We start from the raw sequence: 13,920 nt of genomic DNA on the forward strand, positions 1-13,920 counted from the left end.
GAGGTGCTCTATGCCGATTCAACAGTTGTCATTGTTCGTGGAAAATCGCCCCGGCAGCCTCAGCGCGGTCTGCAAGGTTTTGAAGGAGAACAATCTGTCGATCCGCACCCTGTCGCTGGCCGACACGCAGCAGTTCGGGATTCTCCGGCTGCTGCTGAAGGAGCACGAACAGGCCAAGGCGGCGCTCGAAAAAGCCGGCTTCATCGTCAAGGAAACCGAAGTCCTCGCGCTCGAAGTGCCGGACTGTCCCGGCGGACTGGCGGATATTCTCGCCATTCTCGACAGGCACGAGCTGTCGGTCGAGTATATGTACGCCTTCACCTTCGGCATGGATGACAAGGCGGTCATCGTCTTCCGGTTCGAAAATCCGGCCCATGCGGTCGAGGAACTGAAGGATGAACCGATCAAACTCGTGAAAGCCTCGGAGCTGTTCCGGTAATTTTTTAAAGAAGAAGTTTCAAAATGTCTGAGTTCGTAGTACCCAACCGGATTTATGATCCGGAGGCGGAGTGCATGCCGCGCGACGAGCGCCGGAAACTGCAGGCCGCCGGCCTTCGCCGCACCGTGGAGCAAGCCGGGAAGATCCCGTTTTACCGCAGCAGGTTCGAAGAGTTGAAGGTGACGCCGGAGTCGATTCAGTCTGTCGACGACCTCAAGCGCCTGCCGTTCACGACCAAGCAGGATTTGCGCAACGCGTATCCGTTCGGCTTCTTCGCGGTGCCGCGCGCCGAGCTGGCGCGGATTCACGCCTCGAGCGGAACCACCGGCAAGCCGACCTTCGTCGGCTACACCCGGCGCGACCTCGACCTCTGGTCGCGGCTCTGCGCGCGCTTCCTGGTGGCGGGCGGGCTGACGCCGGACCAGCTCGTGCAGGTGTCGTTCGGTTACGGACTCTTCACCGGCGGCTTCGGGCTGCATGCCGGAATCGAGCGCGTCGGCGCCGCTGTGCTGCCGGCCTCGAGCGGCAACACCCAGCGGCAGATCCTGCTGCTGGAGGACGCCGGCATCAACACGCTGATCTGCACGCCTTCCTACGCGCTGAATCTCGCGGAGACCATCACCGCCATGGGCAAGAAGGGCAAGCTTGCGCTGCGCTACGCCCACCTCGGCGGCGAACCGTGGACCGAGGAGATGCGTGCGGGAATCGAGGAAGAGCTCGGCATCCGGGCATTCAACAACTACGGGCTCTCCGAGATCATCGGCCCCGGCGTCTCCGGCGAGTGCGCGGCCCGCTGCGGCATGCACATTCAGGAGGATCAGTTCATCGTCGAGTGCCTGGACCCCGAAACGCTCGAGCCGGTCGCCGAAGGCGAACAGGGCGAACTCGTCATCACGAGCCTCAATAAGGAGGCGTGCCCGATCATCCGCTACCGCACCCGCGACCTTGCCCGGCTCGACCGCGGGAAATGCGCCTGCGGACGCACAACCATGCGCATGAGCCGCATCCGCGGCCGTTCGGACGATATGATGATCATCCGCGGCGTCAACGTCTTCCCGACCCAGATCGAAGAGGCGCTGCTCCGGGTGGACGGCACCGCGCCGCACTTCATGATCGAATTGTCGCGCCCCGGCAACCTCGACGAAGCGGCGATCAAGGTCGAGATCCGCCAGCAGGATTTTTCGGACAAGATGGAAGCGATGCACAAGCTCCGCGACCGGATCGCCCGCGAGGTCTCCGCCATCACCGGGCTCCATTTCAACATCGAGCTTGTGGAGCCGAATACGCTGGAACGCTTCACCGGCAAGGCGAAGCGGGTGATCGACAACCGCAAACTCAACGACTGAGGCGAAGCATGAAACTCCCGACATGGTGGAAACGCTGTTTTCCGGCCCTTCTGTCGGCGGCCGGCATGTTTGTGCTCGCCGGCTGCGTCTCCGCTCCCCATACCGGGCGGACGCAGCTCATGTTCTACAATGAAAGCGACGACATCGCCTCCGGCGAAGAGGCGTGGCAGCAGGTCAGGGCGCAGGAAAAGGTCTCTTCGAATGCGGTCTATACCGCCGCGCTGAACCGGGTCGGCCAGAACATCGCCGCCGCCGCAAACAAGCCGGCCTACGAGTGGGAATTCGTCGTATTCGACTCCGACGAGGCGAACGCGTTCGCCCTCCCCGGCGGCAAGGTCGCGGTCTACTCGAGCCTGTTCCAGCTCTTCGACAACGACGCTGAGCTCGCAACCGTAGTCGGCCACGAAGTCGCTCACGCGCTCGCGCGGCACGGCATGGAACGCAGCAGCCAGTCGACCATGCAGGCCTGCGGAGGCGTCTTGGTCGAACTCCTGCTCGGACAGGACTGGGCGCCCGCCTACCAGACCACCAGCACGCTGCTCGCCATGCTGCCGTACAGCCGCACACAGGAGCTTGAAGCCGATTACCTCGGACTGATCCTGATGGCGCAGTCCGGCTACGATCCGCAGGCCGCGATCACCTTCTGGGACAAATTCCGCAAGCTCAGCCAGGTCGGCGTGGTCGGCGAATTCCTCTCGACCCACCCGGACGGCGACAACCGTCTTGAAAAACTGAAGAAAGCGCTGCCGGAGGCACAGGCCGAGTACCGCAGATCAAAGCAGCTCGGCACCGGCCAACGGTACACGCGGCAGAAGTAGATCCGCCCGCCGCCTCCGCCGCCGGTTCGGGATTCCAGCCGCAAAAAAGCCGGACTCCCCTCCCCTTCAAGGAGTTCCGTCCGGCGGTGATTTTCCCTGTTTTTCAGCTGGGAAAGCCCAAGATATTGTCCATCAGGTTGTTAATAACTTCACAGTTGTTTGAGGGGGGGTGTCAGGCCGCCGAAAGCAGTTATCAACAGAAAACGTCAAGTTATTAACAACCGGCTGTTACTTTCTGCAACGGTAGACGAAAGCGGGCGGAATGTTTTTCCAGACGACGGGGCTGATTTCGACTTCGCGGAACACTTCACCGAGCAGGCGGCGAAAGCGCTGGCCGTTCGGAAACATCAATCCCTGCAGATAGGCGAATGTCGTAAAATAGCCGCCCGGCGCGATATGCTCGGCCACAGCATCGAGAATATTCCGCTGCAGCCGGGAGGAAAAATTCGCCCAGGGCAGCCCGGAGATCACGGCATCCGGATTCGGCAGGGAGTGCCGGGCGAGAATCTCCCCGATCCCGGCGGCGCTGTCATTGCAGACCGTAACCTCGGGAAACGCCTTGCGCAAATGTTCGCAGAGAGTCTGATCCAATTCAATGGCAATCAATTTTGCATTCGGCGACATGCACCGGACGATTTCGCGGGTGATCACGCCGGTCCCGGGGCCAAGCTCAACAATCACATCGGCCGTGTCGACACCGATTTCGGAGACCATCGTGCTGCACAACGCGCGGGACGAAGGACACAACGCTCCGACCTGGACCGGGTTGCGCAAAAAGCGTCGGAATAGAACATTCTTGCTCATCACTACCATACCTCTTTATAACGCCCGGCCGCTCCCGGCAGCCGGAAAACAGATTGCCTGAACATCATTGACAAAGGCGGAACGGCTTTCCGCCTCCACCGGGAATTTCCGCTTCCTGTCGCCGCGGGCGATGAATACGACGTCGGGACGGTCCGGATTCAACAGCAGGGCAGCCAGCTCCGCCTTGCTCATGCGGACCGGAACCTCGCCCGCCTGTTTGGCCCGGGCGATTCCGTATGAGAGTTCTCCTTCCGACTCATACAGCCGGGCGTCCGGCCGGTGATACACCCACGCCACGGCATGAATCATGCTCGGATGCGTGATGAAAACCGCGGTAGCAGGATCGAAGCCGAGCTTTTCCGGAAACGAGCGGAGCGCCGACGCCGGCGCCTTGCTCTCCAGCAGCTCCGCCGGTATCGCCCAGCCGCCGACCAGAACGATCAGGCCGATCCCGGCGAAGAACAGGTAAAAACGGGTCCGCCAGACATAACGCCGGCTGAACAGCAGAAGGCCGCCGGAGAGCAGCCCGCAGATCCCGAGCAGTCCGACGACGATCCGCCGCGACGAAAACTGCGGAATCAGGTCGCCGAACGCAATCACCAGCACCCCGAGCCCCGCCACCAGCAGCAGCCCCCCCCAGACGGACATGACGACGCTGAACGCGCGGTGCGTCCCTCCGGTGCGGAAATAAGCCGCGATGCCGCCGGCACCGAGCACTGCCAGAAACGGGAAGCACGGCAGGATGTAAGTCGGCAGCTTGCCGCTCGAAATCGAGAAAAACAGAAACGGCAGAACCACCGCGCAGAGGCAAAACCGGTTGAGCGGACTCCGGAAAAACGTCTTCCGCTCCCCGCGAATGCCAGGAATCGCCGCGGAAAGCAGGAGGCCGGCCGGAAAGATGCCGCCGACCAGAAACGGAATCAGGAACCAGAACGGCTCCGGATGCTGTTCGCCGCTGTCCGAAAAGAAGCGCTGCAGATGCTCGACCACCACAAAATAACGCCAGTAGTCTCCATCGGCGCGATGCACCGCCAGCGCCCACGGCGCAATGACCGCGAGCGCCACGGCAAGCGGAATCCACGGCAGGATCAGAAACTCCTTCCAGCGCCGTTCCCAAAGCAGGAAACCGGTCACGGCGAGCGCCGGAACCACGAAGGCGAGAAATCCTTTGGTCAGGAATGCAAAGGCGGCAAAGAAGCCGCAGATCACAAGCAGCGCCGCCTTCCGCCGCGTGAAGCGCGGCTCCACCGCCGCCAGGAATGCCGTGCACGACACGCCGGTGACGAAGCCGGTCAACTGGCTGTCCAGCACGGCAAAAGTGCCGATGCCGTATGCCATCCCGAACGTCAGATACAGCATGGCCGCCAGTGCGGCTATCTTCTCGTCATGCAGAGTCTGCTGAATCAGCAGCGCGGCGAGCAGCGCGGCGAGCCCAGCCCCGAGCGCAGCCGGGAGACGCAGCGCAAAAGCATTCTCGCCGAACACTTTGAAGCAGCCTGCCGTCATCCAGTAGCCCATGACCGGCTTTTCAAAATAGCGCATATTGACCAGATGCGGCGTCACGTAGTCGCCGCGGTCGATCATCTCGCGCGGAATCTCCGCATAACGGAACTCGTCGGGGGTGACCATCGGCCGGCCGGCCAGCGGCAGCAGATAGGCGACAATGAAAAACACGCCAACCAGAGCGTAGTACTTCATGGATGTTTCTCTCCTTTCGGTCGGTAATGAACCAGAAATAAATCACCGGAACGGCGGTAGGATTTCTCCGGCGAAGCAGGCATTTCGCGCGCCCGCTTTTCAGAGCCGGTCACAACGAGAATCGGCCGTTCTGTCTTCCGGACCAGCTCCGCCAGAGCGTCCTTCGTATAAAATCTCCCCTCCCCTTCCGGGCGGTCGAGACCGTAAGCGAGTTCCCCCTTCTTGTAGTAGACGCCGATATCGGAGCGGCGGAATGTCCACGCCGCGACGACCGCCATGCGGTCGTCGGCCAGAATCAGCGTGTCGGGGGTCAGGAATTTCCCGGCATTGCGGGCGAGGAAATCGACCGGAGCGATCTCCCGCACCAGGTGGTGCGGAATGGAGACCGGGTAAGCCAGCGCCGCAAAACCGACCGCAACGCAGACGCAGGTGAACTTATATACGGGCTCGCGCGCCTCCTTCGCCATCCAGATCCAGAGCAGAAACACCATGAGCGCGATGACCGGCAGAAAGAAATTCTCCCCGCGCCAGAAGAGCAGATAATGCTGCGGAATTTTACCCGGCACAAACAGATTGAACGCCTGCACCGCAAACAGCACCACCAGCGCCGGCAGCAGGCAGCGGAACAGAATCCGCAGCGCCCAGTCCGCCTCGCGGAACGTTTTGCCGGTTTCCGCATAGCGGACGAGCCCCCAGGCGATCAGCACGGCGTAAGCCGGAAAACAGGGCAGCACGTAAGTGGCCAGCTTGCCGCTCGACACCGAGAAAAAGAGCAGCCAGACACCGCCCATGCAGGCCGCATAGCGCAGCAGCGGATTCCGGAAAGCCTCTCTCGCCCGGCCGCGATAGCCGAGCCAGATCGCCGGAACGAAAAGCAGCCAGGGCAGCAGCCCGCCGATCACGACCGGCAGGAAAAACCAGAACGGCTGACTGCGGTCGTCATTCGCGCCGCGGCCCGAAAAGAAACGCTGAAAGTGTTCGACTCCCAGAAACTGAGGCCAGAAATCCGGGTCGGCCCGGTGCACCATGATTGACCACGGCGCCAGCACGAGCAGCGCCGCTGCGAGCGGAATCCACGGCAGAAACAAGATCCGCTTCCACTCCTTCTGCCAGATCAGGAACGGCACCACGGCAAGGACAGGCAGCACAAAGCCGAGCAATCCCTTGGTCAGAAAGGCCAATCCCGTCCCGACGCCGGCAAGCGCCAGATACCCGGCCAGCTTCCAGCGGGACTTCTCCGTCCAGGCGAAATAGAACATGCTCATGGTCAAAGTAACGAAAAAGCTGAACTGGGCGTCGAGGACGCCGTAGGTGCCGACCGCGAAAACAAGGCCGGAAAGCAGAAAGACGACTGCCGCAACCCGGCCGATTTTCTCCTCATCCGCCCGGCGGCAGAGCAGCCAGAGCAGCCCGGCGGAGAGCAGCGTCCCGAGCGCGCCCATGAAGCGGACGGCCCCCGGCACCTCCCCGAAACATTTCATTGCCGCGGCATTCAGCCAGTAGCCCATGACCGGCTTTTCAAAATACGGCAGTCCGTTCAGAGTCGGAACGATGAAGTCACCGCTTGCGATCATTTCACGCGGAATTTCCGCATAACGCGTCTCATCGGGGATAAAAAAAGGCCTCTGCCAGATCGAGCCCAGATAAAGCAGCACGAAGCACGCGATCACCAGAAGCGGATAATATTTTTTCATAACCTGAGCCGGTCTCCCCGGCAATGTATTCCCCTTTGTCAAACCCAGTCATTCAGGCGCGTCCCCCGGAACAGGCGAAAATGGTCGGGGTGGAGGGGATCGAACCCTCGACTTTCTGCTCCCAAAGCAGACGCGCTAAGCCACTGCGCTACACCCCGGCGACCTGATTCATTCCATAAAATACTACCGGAAAGCCCATTAGTCAAAGGATTCATGCGAGATTAACCGTATTTTTCATCCGGAAAGCGCGTTCCATTCCCCGCCCCGGACGATTTTCCGGAAAACATCGCAGAAGCGCTTCGTTTCCCCGCGGCAATTCACTTCGTGCCAATGCTGCCGGTACGAAATCAGGAAAACAGCGCAACTGCCGGAGTGTTTCCGACAGGTCCGCGTCCGCACGCAAGTGCAACCCGAATTCGATGGAGAAAAGACCGTTCAGGAGCTTCGCGGGAAATGCAGCGGGCGCAAAGTCAGCTCCAGAACCGGGTGGAGCCAGGAAATCCGGGCGGGAATCTCCTGCCGTTTCCAGACGATATCCGGTTCGGAGTTCTTCCACAGCGGACGGAACCTGACCAGTTCGCCCTCCGGCCGGTATTCGCGCAGAAGAAAGCTTCCATCCCGCAAAGCGATCAGATTCAGTGAGTTCGGCTCCGGATACCGTCCGCTTTCGAGCAGGATGATGCTGCCGGCCGTCAGGCCGATCTTCTCCTGTTCGGCCCCCACCCGGAGCGCGCAAAGACCGGTTCCGGACAGAGCCTCCGTTCTCCGTTCCGACGAACTCCGCAGCAGATAGTCGACCAGCGGCTCCAGAAGCGGTTCATACCCGGACAGCAGCCCCAGCTCCGCCAGCGGAACCTCGCACATCCGCTTCCGTTCGGGAACCGGAGAGCGGGATACCCGGTATGTGCCGCGTTCCTCCTCTCCGGCCGGCTCGGCGGAAGCGGTCCGGGAGATCAGCCGGGCGTTGAAAAGCTCCGTGTAAAATTCACAGCGCGTCTCTTCGTCAAACCGCAGAAACTGCGCGATCTTCTCCAGCTGTCCCGGATTCAGAAGAAAGCTCCCCTTCTTCATCAGAGACACTGCCGCCTGTGAAATCTCCAGCACCCGCGCAAGTTCCCCCTGCTTCTTCGCCTGCAGTCGCAACTGCCGTTCAATGGCGGACCAGCCGTTCACATGAGCAACCATTTTCATCTTCCTCTTCTCCCCCGGTTCAGACATCACTTCAGAACGCAAATTCGTTTCCTGCATGAAAAAAATCGGACCTGCGGCGATCCTCCCGGCAATATCCGCGACCCGCCGCAACAGCATCAGGCCTAAATATACACCAATATTAATGTATTTTTCACTTAATTCCTATTTTTCTTCCTTTTTTTTTCATCAAAAACAATTGACATTAAGTATCAAGTTACATATATTTAAGCATTATCTGAAACAATTTTAAAATAAACTGATTCCGTGCCGTCTGCACGCCGCGGAGTCACAGGAAGGAGAGAGCCTGATGAAATGTTACGGAGTCCTGTACGGGAAACAGGCGGAGTGCCCGAGCTGCCGGCTCAGGCGGCACTGCAGCAAAGCCGGAGATCCGCCGCTTCTGGCGCAAAATGCCCTGCCGGATGAATTGAACGACCTCGTGCTCGCCAAATACCGGCGGCCGACCGGCAACCGGTTCAGCCGGGCCGAACAGGACCGGAGATACACCCGCGCCGACCTGCTGGAGGTCATCACCTTCATGGCGGCGCTCGATATCCGCTCGCTCGACCTCATTACCCGGAAACTCGAAAATCCGGACCTCAATTTAAGCGACCTGGCCGAACGCCGCGGCGTCACCCGCCAGGCGATGCACAAACTGGTCAAACAACGGCTGGCGCGGATTCCCGAACTGGCCGCCGTCCTGACCTATCGCAAACATAAAAACAAAACCGTCACCCAAAGCACAACATTCATGGAGGAAGTATGCCGGATTCGCAGACAAACACAAGAGAGTCGATTGAAAAGACCAAAGCTCGCCTCGAACTGCTTGAGGAAATTGAGATCCTCGAGACCGAGTTTGCTCTCATCACCAATGAGTATACTCAAAGGCGCCGTCATCTGGAGAGCCGACTCTCCGCCATCGACACCGTAGCCTGACGCTCCGGAGGAACGGAGAGGAGCCCCCTCTTCCGTTCCTCAATCGTTATCGAGCCGCTTGATCGAAGCGAGATCGTCCCGGCGGACCTCGTACTTGATGCCGGGCTCCGGCCCGAAAAAGATCGTGCTGTCGTTCTCTTCGAACAGGGCGCCGGTTTCGATCCGGCCGTCCCTGTAACGGATTTCACAGTTGACGAGCCATACATCGATTGTCTTCGGGCGGGTCAGCTTGCCCTTTTCCACCTCGATCTCGATCGACCGCGACTGCGGGCGCGAACGAGGATGCGAAACGGTCACCGTATGCTTCCCGGGCTTCAGGCCGCTGACCCGGATCGGCTTCGTGGCCGCGGCGGAGTCTCCGTTCGCCGCCGTCACCCCGATATCCCGGCCGTCGAGCTGCACCGTGACTCCGGCCGGGCGGACGTCGAGCTCAAGCTCCCCGGTGCTCGAGAGCAGCACGAGCTTGATCTCATCCTTGTAGCCGGCCGTGATCTCGACCTTGCGCGTCACCGGGTCGAAACCGTCCTTCTCCGCACGCACCTCGTAAATTGCGGCGGGCAGATCGGTCAGGACGCACGGCGTCACCCCGCGTTTCCGGTTGTTGATGAAGACTTCGGCGCCTTCCGGAACGCTCGTGATCGAGATGCCGCCGGGCAGCGGAGTAAGCGCATACTCCATCTTGAAATCCTCCCCGCGGCTCAGGGAAACCGTCTGCTCGAGCGGCGAAAAACCGGCCGCCTCGAAACGAAGCCGGTACTTTCCCTCCGTCAGCTCCCCCTTGTACGGCGTGACCCCGACGGTGCGCCCGTCGATCGCGATCCGCGCCTTCGGCGGCTTGCTGAGAAATTCGACCTTGACCATATTCGCATCGAGGTCGATCATGATCTGCTTCGGGCGGGCGTTGTCCACGGCCCACTTCACTTCGCGCTCGCTGTAACCCGGCATGCGCAGCTGCCCGACGTACTCTTTGCCGGGCAGCACCTTTTCGAGCACGATCGGCGTCGCGCCGAGAACGCGGCCGTCCACAATCAGCTGCGCGCCGACCGGCTTCGTGGTGATCAGCACCGAGGCGGTCTCGCGTTCGAGCCGGACCGGCATCGCGCGTTTCTCCGCCTGTCTGAGCACCACCGTCTCCCACCTGCGTTCGTAGCCCGGCGCGTGGAACTTGAACAGATAAGTACCCGCATTCAGCTTCAGGGTGACCGGCGCGCGGCCGACCGGGACATCGCCGACGGTGATTTCCATTCCTTCCGGGCCGGTCACCGAAACAACCGCCTTCTCCGGCGCCTTCGAGCACCCGGCCGCAACCAGCAGCGCCGTCAAAACGCCGAAAATGAAATAACCCGCTCGTTTCATCGTTTGCGCCCCCTTAAAAAAGCATCCAGCTTGAACAACCGTTCCCTGGCGGCATAATATTCCGGCGACTCCTCATCGGCCAGTTCCATGATCTGCAGGAATACCAGCCGCATGCCGTCGAAATCCTCCAACTGGCCGAGCCGGACGCGCTCCATCTCAAGATTGTCGAGCTTGCGCGCCCGCAGCGACTCCGCTTCCTCCAGCCGCTTGCGCGCCCGGTTCCACAGCGAGGGCCGCGGCGAAAACTGCTCGAGCGCCCCGACCACCACGCGGTAGCGGCGGACCGCGTCGCGCAGATAGCTGTTCTTGGCTTCGCGGTTCGCGTAAAAATCCTCGGCGCGCGTGAAATTCGATTCGGCCAGCCGCATAAGCTCTTCGGGCGAAAGCGAGATGGTCTGAATCCCGTAGGTCTCGGCCAGGTCGCTCACCAGCGTTTCCACCAGCCCGAAGCTGGTCGGCGTGTAACCGCCGGTGTAGGAGAGCTCCTTGACCCGGGTGCCGTCCGCAATCATGACCCGGCGCTTCCGGGTCGCGTCCTCCCCCGGGGAGGAGACCGGCGGAATTTCGTTCCAGATGCCGGAGGCGCCGACCCGGTCCCGCAGCAGCTCCACCGCTTCGTTCGAAATCTTTTCCGTCCGGCTCACGTGCCGGCGCGACTTGACGTCGTCGACCGTAAAAGCGAGCCGGTCGTTCTCCAGCAACAGGGAAAAGCGGAAAACATTGTCCCGCGACACCACGCTCCGTTCAAAAAACAGCGAGAAGGGTCCGGCCGCAGCGGCAGCCTTCTCCGGCTTCCTGCCGGGCTGCCCGGGTTTCATCAGCAGCATGGCGGCGCTGATGCCGATCACAGCGATGCAGACGACCAACACATAGAAGAAATGACTGGAGAAACGGCGCTTCCGTCCGGAAGGCGGCGCCGTCTCCGGTTCCTTCGCCGCCTTTTTCCGGCCGTTCGGGTCGAAAAGCGTTCCGGCTCCGGCCGTGAACAGCGCGGTCAGGTCCTCGACCTTCGCTTCACTCTTCGGCGCAGCCGGCGGCTCCTCCGGCAGTCTGGAGGTCGCCCGGGCGGACGGCCCGGGCTGCTCCGCGTCGAGCAGATTGAAAACCAGCGGCGGCGCCGTCTCGCCGAGGCCGCTCACCTGGATTTTCTGATCGCCGAACTCGACGGAATCCCCTTCGACAAGCTCCTTTTCGCCGGCGATCTTCACGCCGTTCACCTTTATGCCGTTCGTGCTGCCGAGATCGCGGACCAACCAGGAGCCGGATGCGGCGCGCTGAATCACGCCGTGGTAACGGGAGACGCCGGCAGCGGGAACCCGCAGCACATTGTCCTCCTCCCGGCCGACCGTGATCTCCGGCAGCGCAAATTCAATCTCCTCGCCGCACCTCGGGCCGTTGTCAAAACTGATTTTCATTCTTCTCCCCCGCCTGCTTTTCGCGGCACGATGCTTGCGTTACCCGCATTAAGAATAGCACTTTTACGTAATTTTTCAATCATTTCCGGCGACAATGTGGAGTTTAAATTCAAATGGTGTCCGACCTCGGTTCCGCTCTCCGCGATCCTCCCCGCCGGCAGTTCGATGACCGTGACCGCCCGGCGGCACGAAACCGGCAGCCGCCACGGCTTCAGCCCGGCGCAGAGCCCGGCCACCTCCGCATCGGCGTCGAGAAACACAACATCGATCGGAATCGACATCCACATCGTATGAATGGCGTTGCAGCGCGGAAAGATCATCGCGTCGATCCCCTCCGGCTCGAAACGGCGGCCGATCATGCCGCGGAGCCGGTCGCGCCAGGCCAGCGCCCACACCGGGCGGCGGGCGACGTAATGCAGCGAATCAAGATTGAAAATCATAGCGGAACCCTATCGGAAAAACGCGGCGGCCCGCAGCGCGAGCGGCCCCACCAGCACCAGAAACACAGCCGGGAGAATCAGAAGAATGATCGGAATGATGATTTTGACCGATGCCTCGTTCGCGAGCTTCTCGGCGAGCATGAACCGCTTGTTCCGCTGCATGTCGCTCTGAATGTGGAGGATCTGCGCAATCGAAACTCCGAGCTCTTCCGCCTGGATGATCGCGTTGATCGCGGCGGTCAGGTCGGCCTGCCTGACCCGCAGCGTCAGCGCCCGCAGCGCGTCGGTCCGCTTCCGGCCGAGCTGGATCTCCTGGAAGGTCCGCAGCAGCTCTTCGCCGAGCGGATCGACCTTGCGGCGGGCGAGGATGTCGCGCAGCGCCGACAGGAGGTCGCGCCCGGATTCGACCGACAGCGTCAGCAGATCGAGAACGTTCGGCAGCGCCTTCATGATCGACAGCTGCCGCTTCCGGATCGTCGAAGAAATCCACACGCCCGGATAGACCGCGAACAGGAGCGCGAGCGCCAGGCAGATCAGAATCTGCCCCGCAGCCATCCCGAGAACGATCAGCAGCAGCGACACGATCAGGAAAACCAGCCGGAGCGCGATGTAATCGACGGGCGTGAACGCATCCCCGAGCCCGGCCATCCAGAGCTTCGGGGCCGCCATGTCGCGCCAGACCGCGAAGGCGTTTCCGGACGCGGCCGGGCGGGTCACCGAAATGAACGGCAGCAGCAGCCGGACGAACAGCGGCAGCCGCTGCGGCAGATTTTCATGCTTTTCAGCCAGCTCAAGCTCCGAGAGCACCCGGCCGAGGTAGAGTACGCCGAATCCGGCCGCCAGGGCAGCCGAAAGCGCGGTCAGAAGCTGGATCAGATTACCGTACACGTTTCCGCCTCATACTTCAATGGTCGTGATTTTGCGGATCCACAGGAATCCGAGCAAGTCGAGGATCACCACGAGAATAACCGCCATGACCCCGGCAAAGCTGTGCAGGAATTCCCCCATCAGCTCCGGACTCACGCGCGTCATCATATACAGCAGGAAAAACGGCATGGCCGCAATGATGATCGCCTGCAGCCGGCCGACGGCGGTCAGCGCCCGCACCTTGTTCGCAATCTTGACCCGTTCGCGGATCAGCGCCGCCACGCGCTCGAGCGTGCCGGTCAGTTCGCCGCCGGTCTGACGCGCGGTCAGCACGGCGGTGGCCACGAGCTCGAAGTCGTCCGACCCGAGCCGGCTGTTCATGTTCTCAAGCGCCTGCTCGAGCGGTACGCCGAGACGGATTTCCTGCGTCAGAAGCCGGAATTCGACCGATACCGGATGGATATTCTGCCCGGCGACCTCATCGAGCGCCTGGTTGATGCTGAAACCGGCTTTCAATGAACTCGATATGATGCCGAGCGCCTCTTCGAGCTGGATATTGAATTTCCGGAGCCGCCGCTTCTTCAAATAACGCAGAATGATGCGCGGAACCATGAAGAGCACCGCCCCGACGCCGAACGCGACCAGCGCCCCCCACTTCCACGAAAACGACTCCACCTGGGTCGAAAGCAGAATCGCCGTGGCGATGACGCCCGCCGTCGCCAGCCCGAGACTGATGTCGAGCACCCGGCCCGCCGGCATCTGGATCAGGACGTCGTCCAGTTCGGTCCCGGCCTCTTCGAGAAAACGCTCGCGGTAACGCCCGGCGACGTAGATGCCGAACTCGATCAGCACCAGCGTGGCGAAAAACACGCTGCAAAACGCAAACAGACTCGGCCAGAAAGAGTTGTTCAGCATT

13 protein-coding genes and 1 tRNA gene are annotated in these 13,920 nt (G+C 61.4%); 4 read left to right on the forward strand and 10 right to left on the reverse strand.

Annotated elements, in window-relative coordinates:
• The first annotated feature begins 10 nt into the window (after positions 1-10).
• From FYJ85_RS03050 to FYJ85_RS03060, 3 genes are read left to right on the forward strand one after another with little or no spacing between them, the layout of a single operon-like run.
• Positions 11-439 (forward strand): ACT domain-containing protein, encoded by a 429-nt coding sequence (locus FYJ85_RS03050; RefSeq protein WP_106054867.1) that lies wholly within the window; start codon positions 11-13, stop codon positions 437-439.
• A 23-nt stretch (positions 440-462) separates the two neighbouring features.
• Entirely contained in the window at positions 463-1,785 is a 1,323-nt protein-coding gene (locus FYJ85_RS03055; RefSeq protein WP_154416959.1) for a phenylacetate--CoA ligase family protein, read from the forward strand.
• An 8-nt stretch (positions 1,786-1,793) separates the two neighbouring features.
• Entirely contained in the window at positions 1,794-2,603 is an 810-nt protein-coding gene (locus FYJ85_RS03060) for a M48 family metallopeptidase (protein ID WP_106054865.1), read from the forward strand.
• Positions 2,604-2,831: 228 nt separating this feature from the next.
• Here the strand turns inward: FYJ85_RS03060 and FYJ85_RS03065 are convergent, their stop codons facing one another.
• From FYJ85_RS03065 to FYJ85_RS03085, 5 genes are all read right to left on the reverse strand, one after another.
• Entirely contained in the window at positions 2,832-3,407 is a 576-nt protein-coding gene (locus FYJ85_RS03065) for a class I SAM-dependent methyltransferase (protein WP_206212943.1), read from the reverse strand.
• Between the two features lie 15 nt (positions 3,408-3,422).
• A complete protein-coding gene (locus FYJ85_RS03070; RefSeq protein WP_106054864.1) occupies positions 3,423-5,105 on the reverse strand; it encodes a phospholipid carrier-dependent glycosyltransferase in 1,683 nt (560 codons plus the stop codon).
• Positions 5,102-6,799: a phospholipid carrier-dependent glycosyltransferase gene (locus tag FYJ85_RS03075; RefSeq protein ID WP_106054863.1), complete on the reverse strand. Its 1,698-nt coding sequence runs from the start codon at positions 6,797-6,799 to the stop codon at positions 5,102-5,104. Before FYJ85_RS03075 ends, FYJ85_RS03070 begins: the two co-directional genes overlap by 4 nt.
• Before the next feature lie 81 nt (positions 6,800-6,880).
• Positions 6,881-6,957, reverse strand: a tRNA-Pro gene (locus FYJ85_RS03080).
• 277 nt (positions 6,958-7,234) lie between these two features.
• On the reverse strand, positions 7,235-7,990 hold the full coding sequence (locus FYJ85_RS03085; RefSeq protein WP_154416960.1) for a helix-turn-helix domain-containing protein: 756 nt from the start codon (positions 7,988-7,990) through the stop codon (positions 7,235-7,237).
• 307 nt (positions 7,991-8,297) lie between these two features.
• On the opposite strand from FYJ85_RS03085, the gene FYJ85_RS03090 reads away from it, so the two are divergent.
• Positions 8,298-8,921, forward strand: a complete 624-nt coding sequence (locus tag FYJ85_RS03090; RefSeq protein WP_106054861.1) for a hypothetical protein — start codon at positions 8,298-8,300, stop codon at positions 8,919-8,921.
• A gap of 44 nt (positions 8,922-8,965) precedes the next feature.
• Here FYJ85_RS03090 and FYJ85_RS03095 read toward each other — a convergent pair whose 3' ends face one another.
• Genes FYJ85_RS03095 through FYJ85_RS03115 form a run of 5 tightly spaced genes read right to left on the reverse strand, consistent with a single transcriptional unit; the run spans position 8,966 to position 13,919 of the window.
• Positions 8,966-10,282: a PEGA domain-containing protein gene (locus FYJ85_RS03095; RefSeq protein ID WP_154416961.1), complete on the reverse strand. Its 1,317-nt coding sequence runs from the start codon at positions 10,280-10,282 to the stop codon at positions 8,966-8,968.
• Entirely contained in the window at positions 10,279-11,697 is a 1,419-nt protein-coding gene (locus FYJ85_RS03100) for an FHA domain-containing protein (protein WP_154416962.1), read from the reverse strand. The genes FYJ85_RS03095 and FYJ85_RS03100 overlap by 4 nt, the downstream gene beginning before the upstream one ends.
• Positions 11,694-12,137, reverse strand: a complete 444-nt coding sequence (locus tag FYJ85_RS03105; protein WP_106054858.1) for a DUF192 domain-containing protein — start codon at positions 12,135-12,137, stop codon at positions 11,694-11,696. Before FYJ85_RS03105 ends, FYJ85_RS03100 begins: the two co-directional genes overlap by 4 nt.
• A gap of 9 nt (positions 12,138-12,146) precedes the next feature.
• Positions 12,147-13,025: a type II secretion system F family protein gene (locus FYJ85_RS24260; RefSeq protein WP_106054857.1), complete on the reverse strand. Its 879-nt coding sequence runs from the start codon at positions 13,023-13,025 to the stop codon at positions 12,147-12,149.
• A gap of 9 nt (positions 13,026-13,034) precedes the next feature.
• Positions 13,035-13,919: a type II secretion system F family protein gene (locus FYJ85_RS03115; RefSeq protein WP_158704230.1), complete on the reverse strand. Its 885-nt coding sequence runs from the start codon at positions 13,917-13,919 to the stop codon at positions 13,035-13,037.
• Between the last annotated feature and the right edge of the window lies 1 nt (position 13,920).

It is taken from the genome of Victivallis lenta, from assembly GCF_009695545.1.
Classification (GTDB): Bacteria; Verrucomicrobiota; Lentisphaeria; order Victivallales; family Victivallaceae; genus Victivallis; species Victivallis lenta.

What these genes read in the sequence shown, in the direction of transcription:
- FYJ85_RS03050 (WP_106054867.1), top strand. Translation starts at nt 11, where the DNA reads ATGCCGATTCAACAGTTGTCATTGTTCGTGGAAAATCGCCCCGGCAGC.
- FYJ85_RS03055 (WP_154416959.1), top strand. Translation starts at nt 463, where the DNA reads ATGTCTGAGTTCGTAGTACCCAACCGGATTTATGATCCGGAGGCGGAG.
- FYJ85_RS03060 (WP_106054865.1), top strand. Translation starts at nt 1,794, where the DNA reads ATGAAACTCCCGACATGGTGGAAACGCTGTTTTCCGGCCCTTCTGTCG.
- FYJ85_RS03065 (WP_206212943.1), bottom strand. Translation starts at nt 3,407, where the DNA reads ATGAGCAAGAATGTTCTATTCCGACGCTTTTTGCGCAACCCGGTCCAG.
- FYJ85_RS03070 (WP_106054864.1), bottom strand. Translation starts at nt 5,105, where the DNA reads ATGAAGTACTACGCTCTGGTTGGCGTGTTTTTCATTGTCGCCTATCTG.
- FYJ85_RS03075 (WP_106054863.1), bottom strand. Translation starts at nt 6,799, where the DNA reads ATGAAAAAATATTATCCGCTTCTGGTGATCGCGTGCTTCGTGCTGCTT.
- FYJ85_RS03085 (WP_154416960.1), bottom strand. Translation starts at nt 7,990, where the DNA reads ATGAAAATGGTTGCTCATGTGAACGGCTGGTCCGCCATTGAACGGCAG.
- FYJ85_RS03090 (WP_106054861.1), top strand. Translation starts at nt 8,298, where the DNA reads ATGAAATGTTACGGAGTCCTGTACGGGAAACAGGCGGAGTGCCCGAGC.
- FYJ85_RS03095 (WP_154416961.1), bottom strand. Translation starts at nt 10,282, where the DNA reads ATGAAACGAGCGGGTTATTTCATTTTCGGCGTTTTGACGGCGCTGCTG.
- FYJ85_RS03100 (WP_154416962.1), bottom strand. Translation starts at nt 11,697, where the DNA reads ATGAAAATCAGTTTTGACAACGGCCCGAGGTGCGGCGAGGAGATTGAA.
- FYJ85_RS03105 (WP_106054858.1), bottom strand. Translation starts at nt 12,137, where the DNA reads ATGATTTTCAATCTTGATTCGCTGCATTACGTCGCCCGCCGCCCGGTG.
- FYJ85_RS03115 (WP_158704230.1), bottom strand. Translation starts at nt 13,919, where the DNA reads ATGCTGAACAACTCTTTCTGGCCGAGTCTGTTTGCGTTTTGCAGCGTG.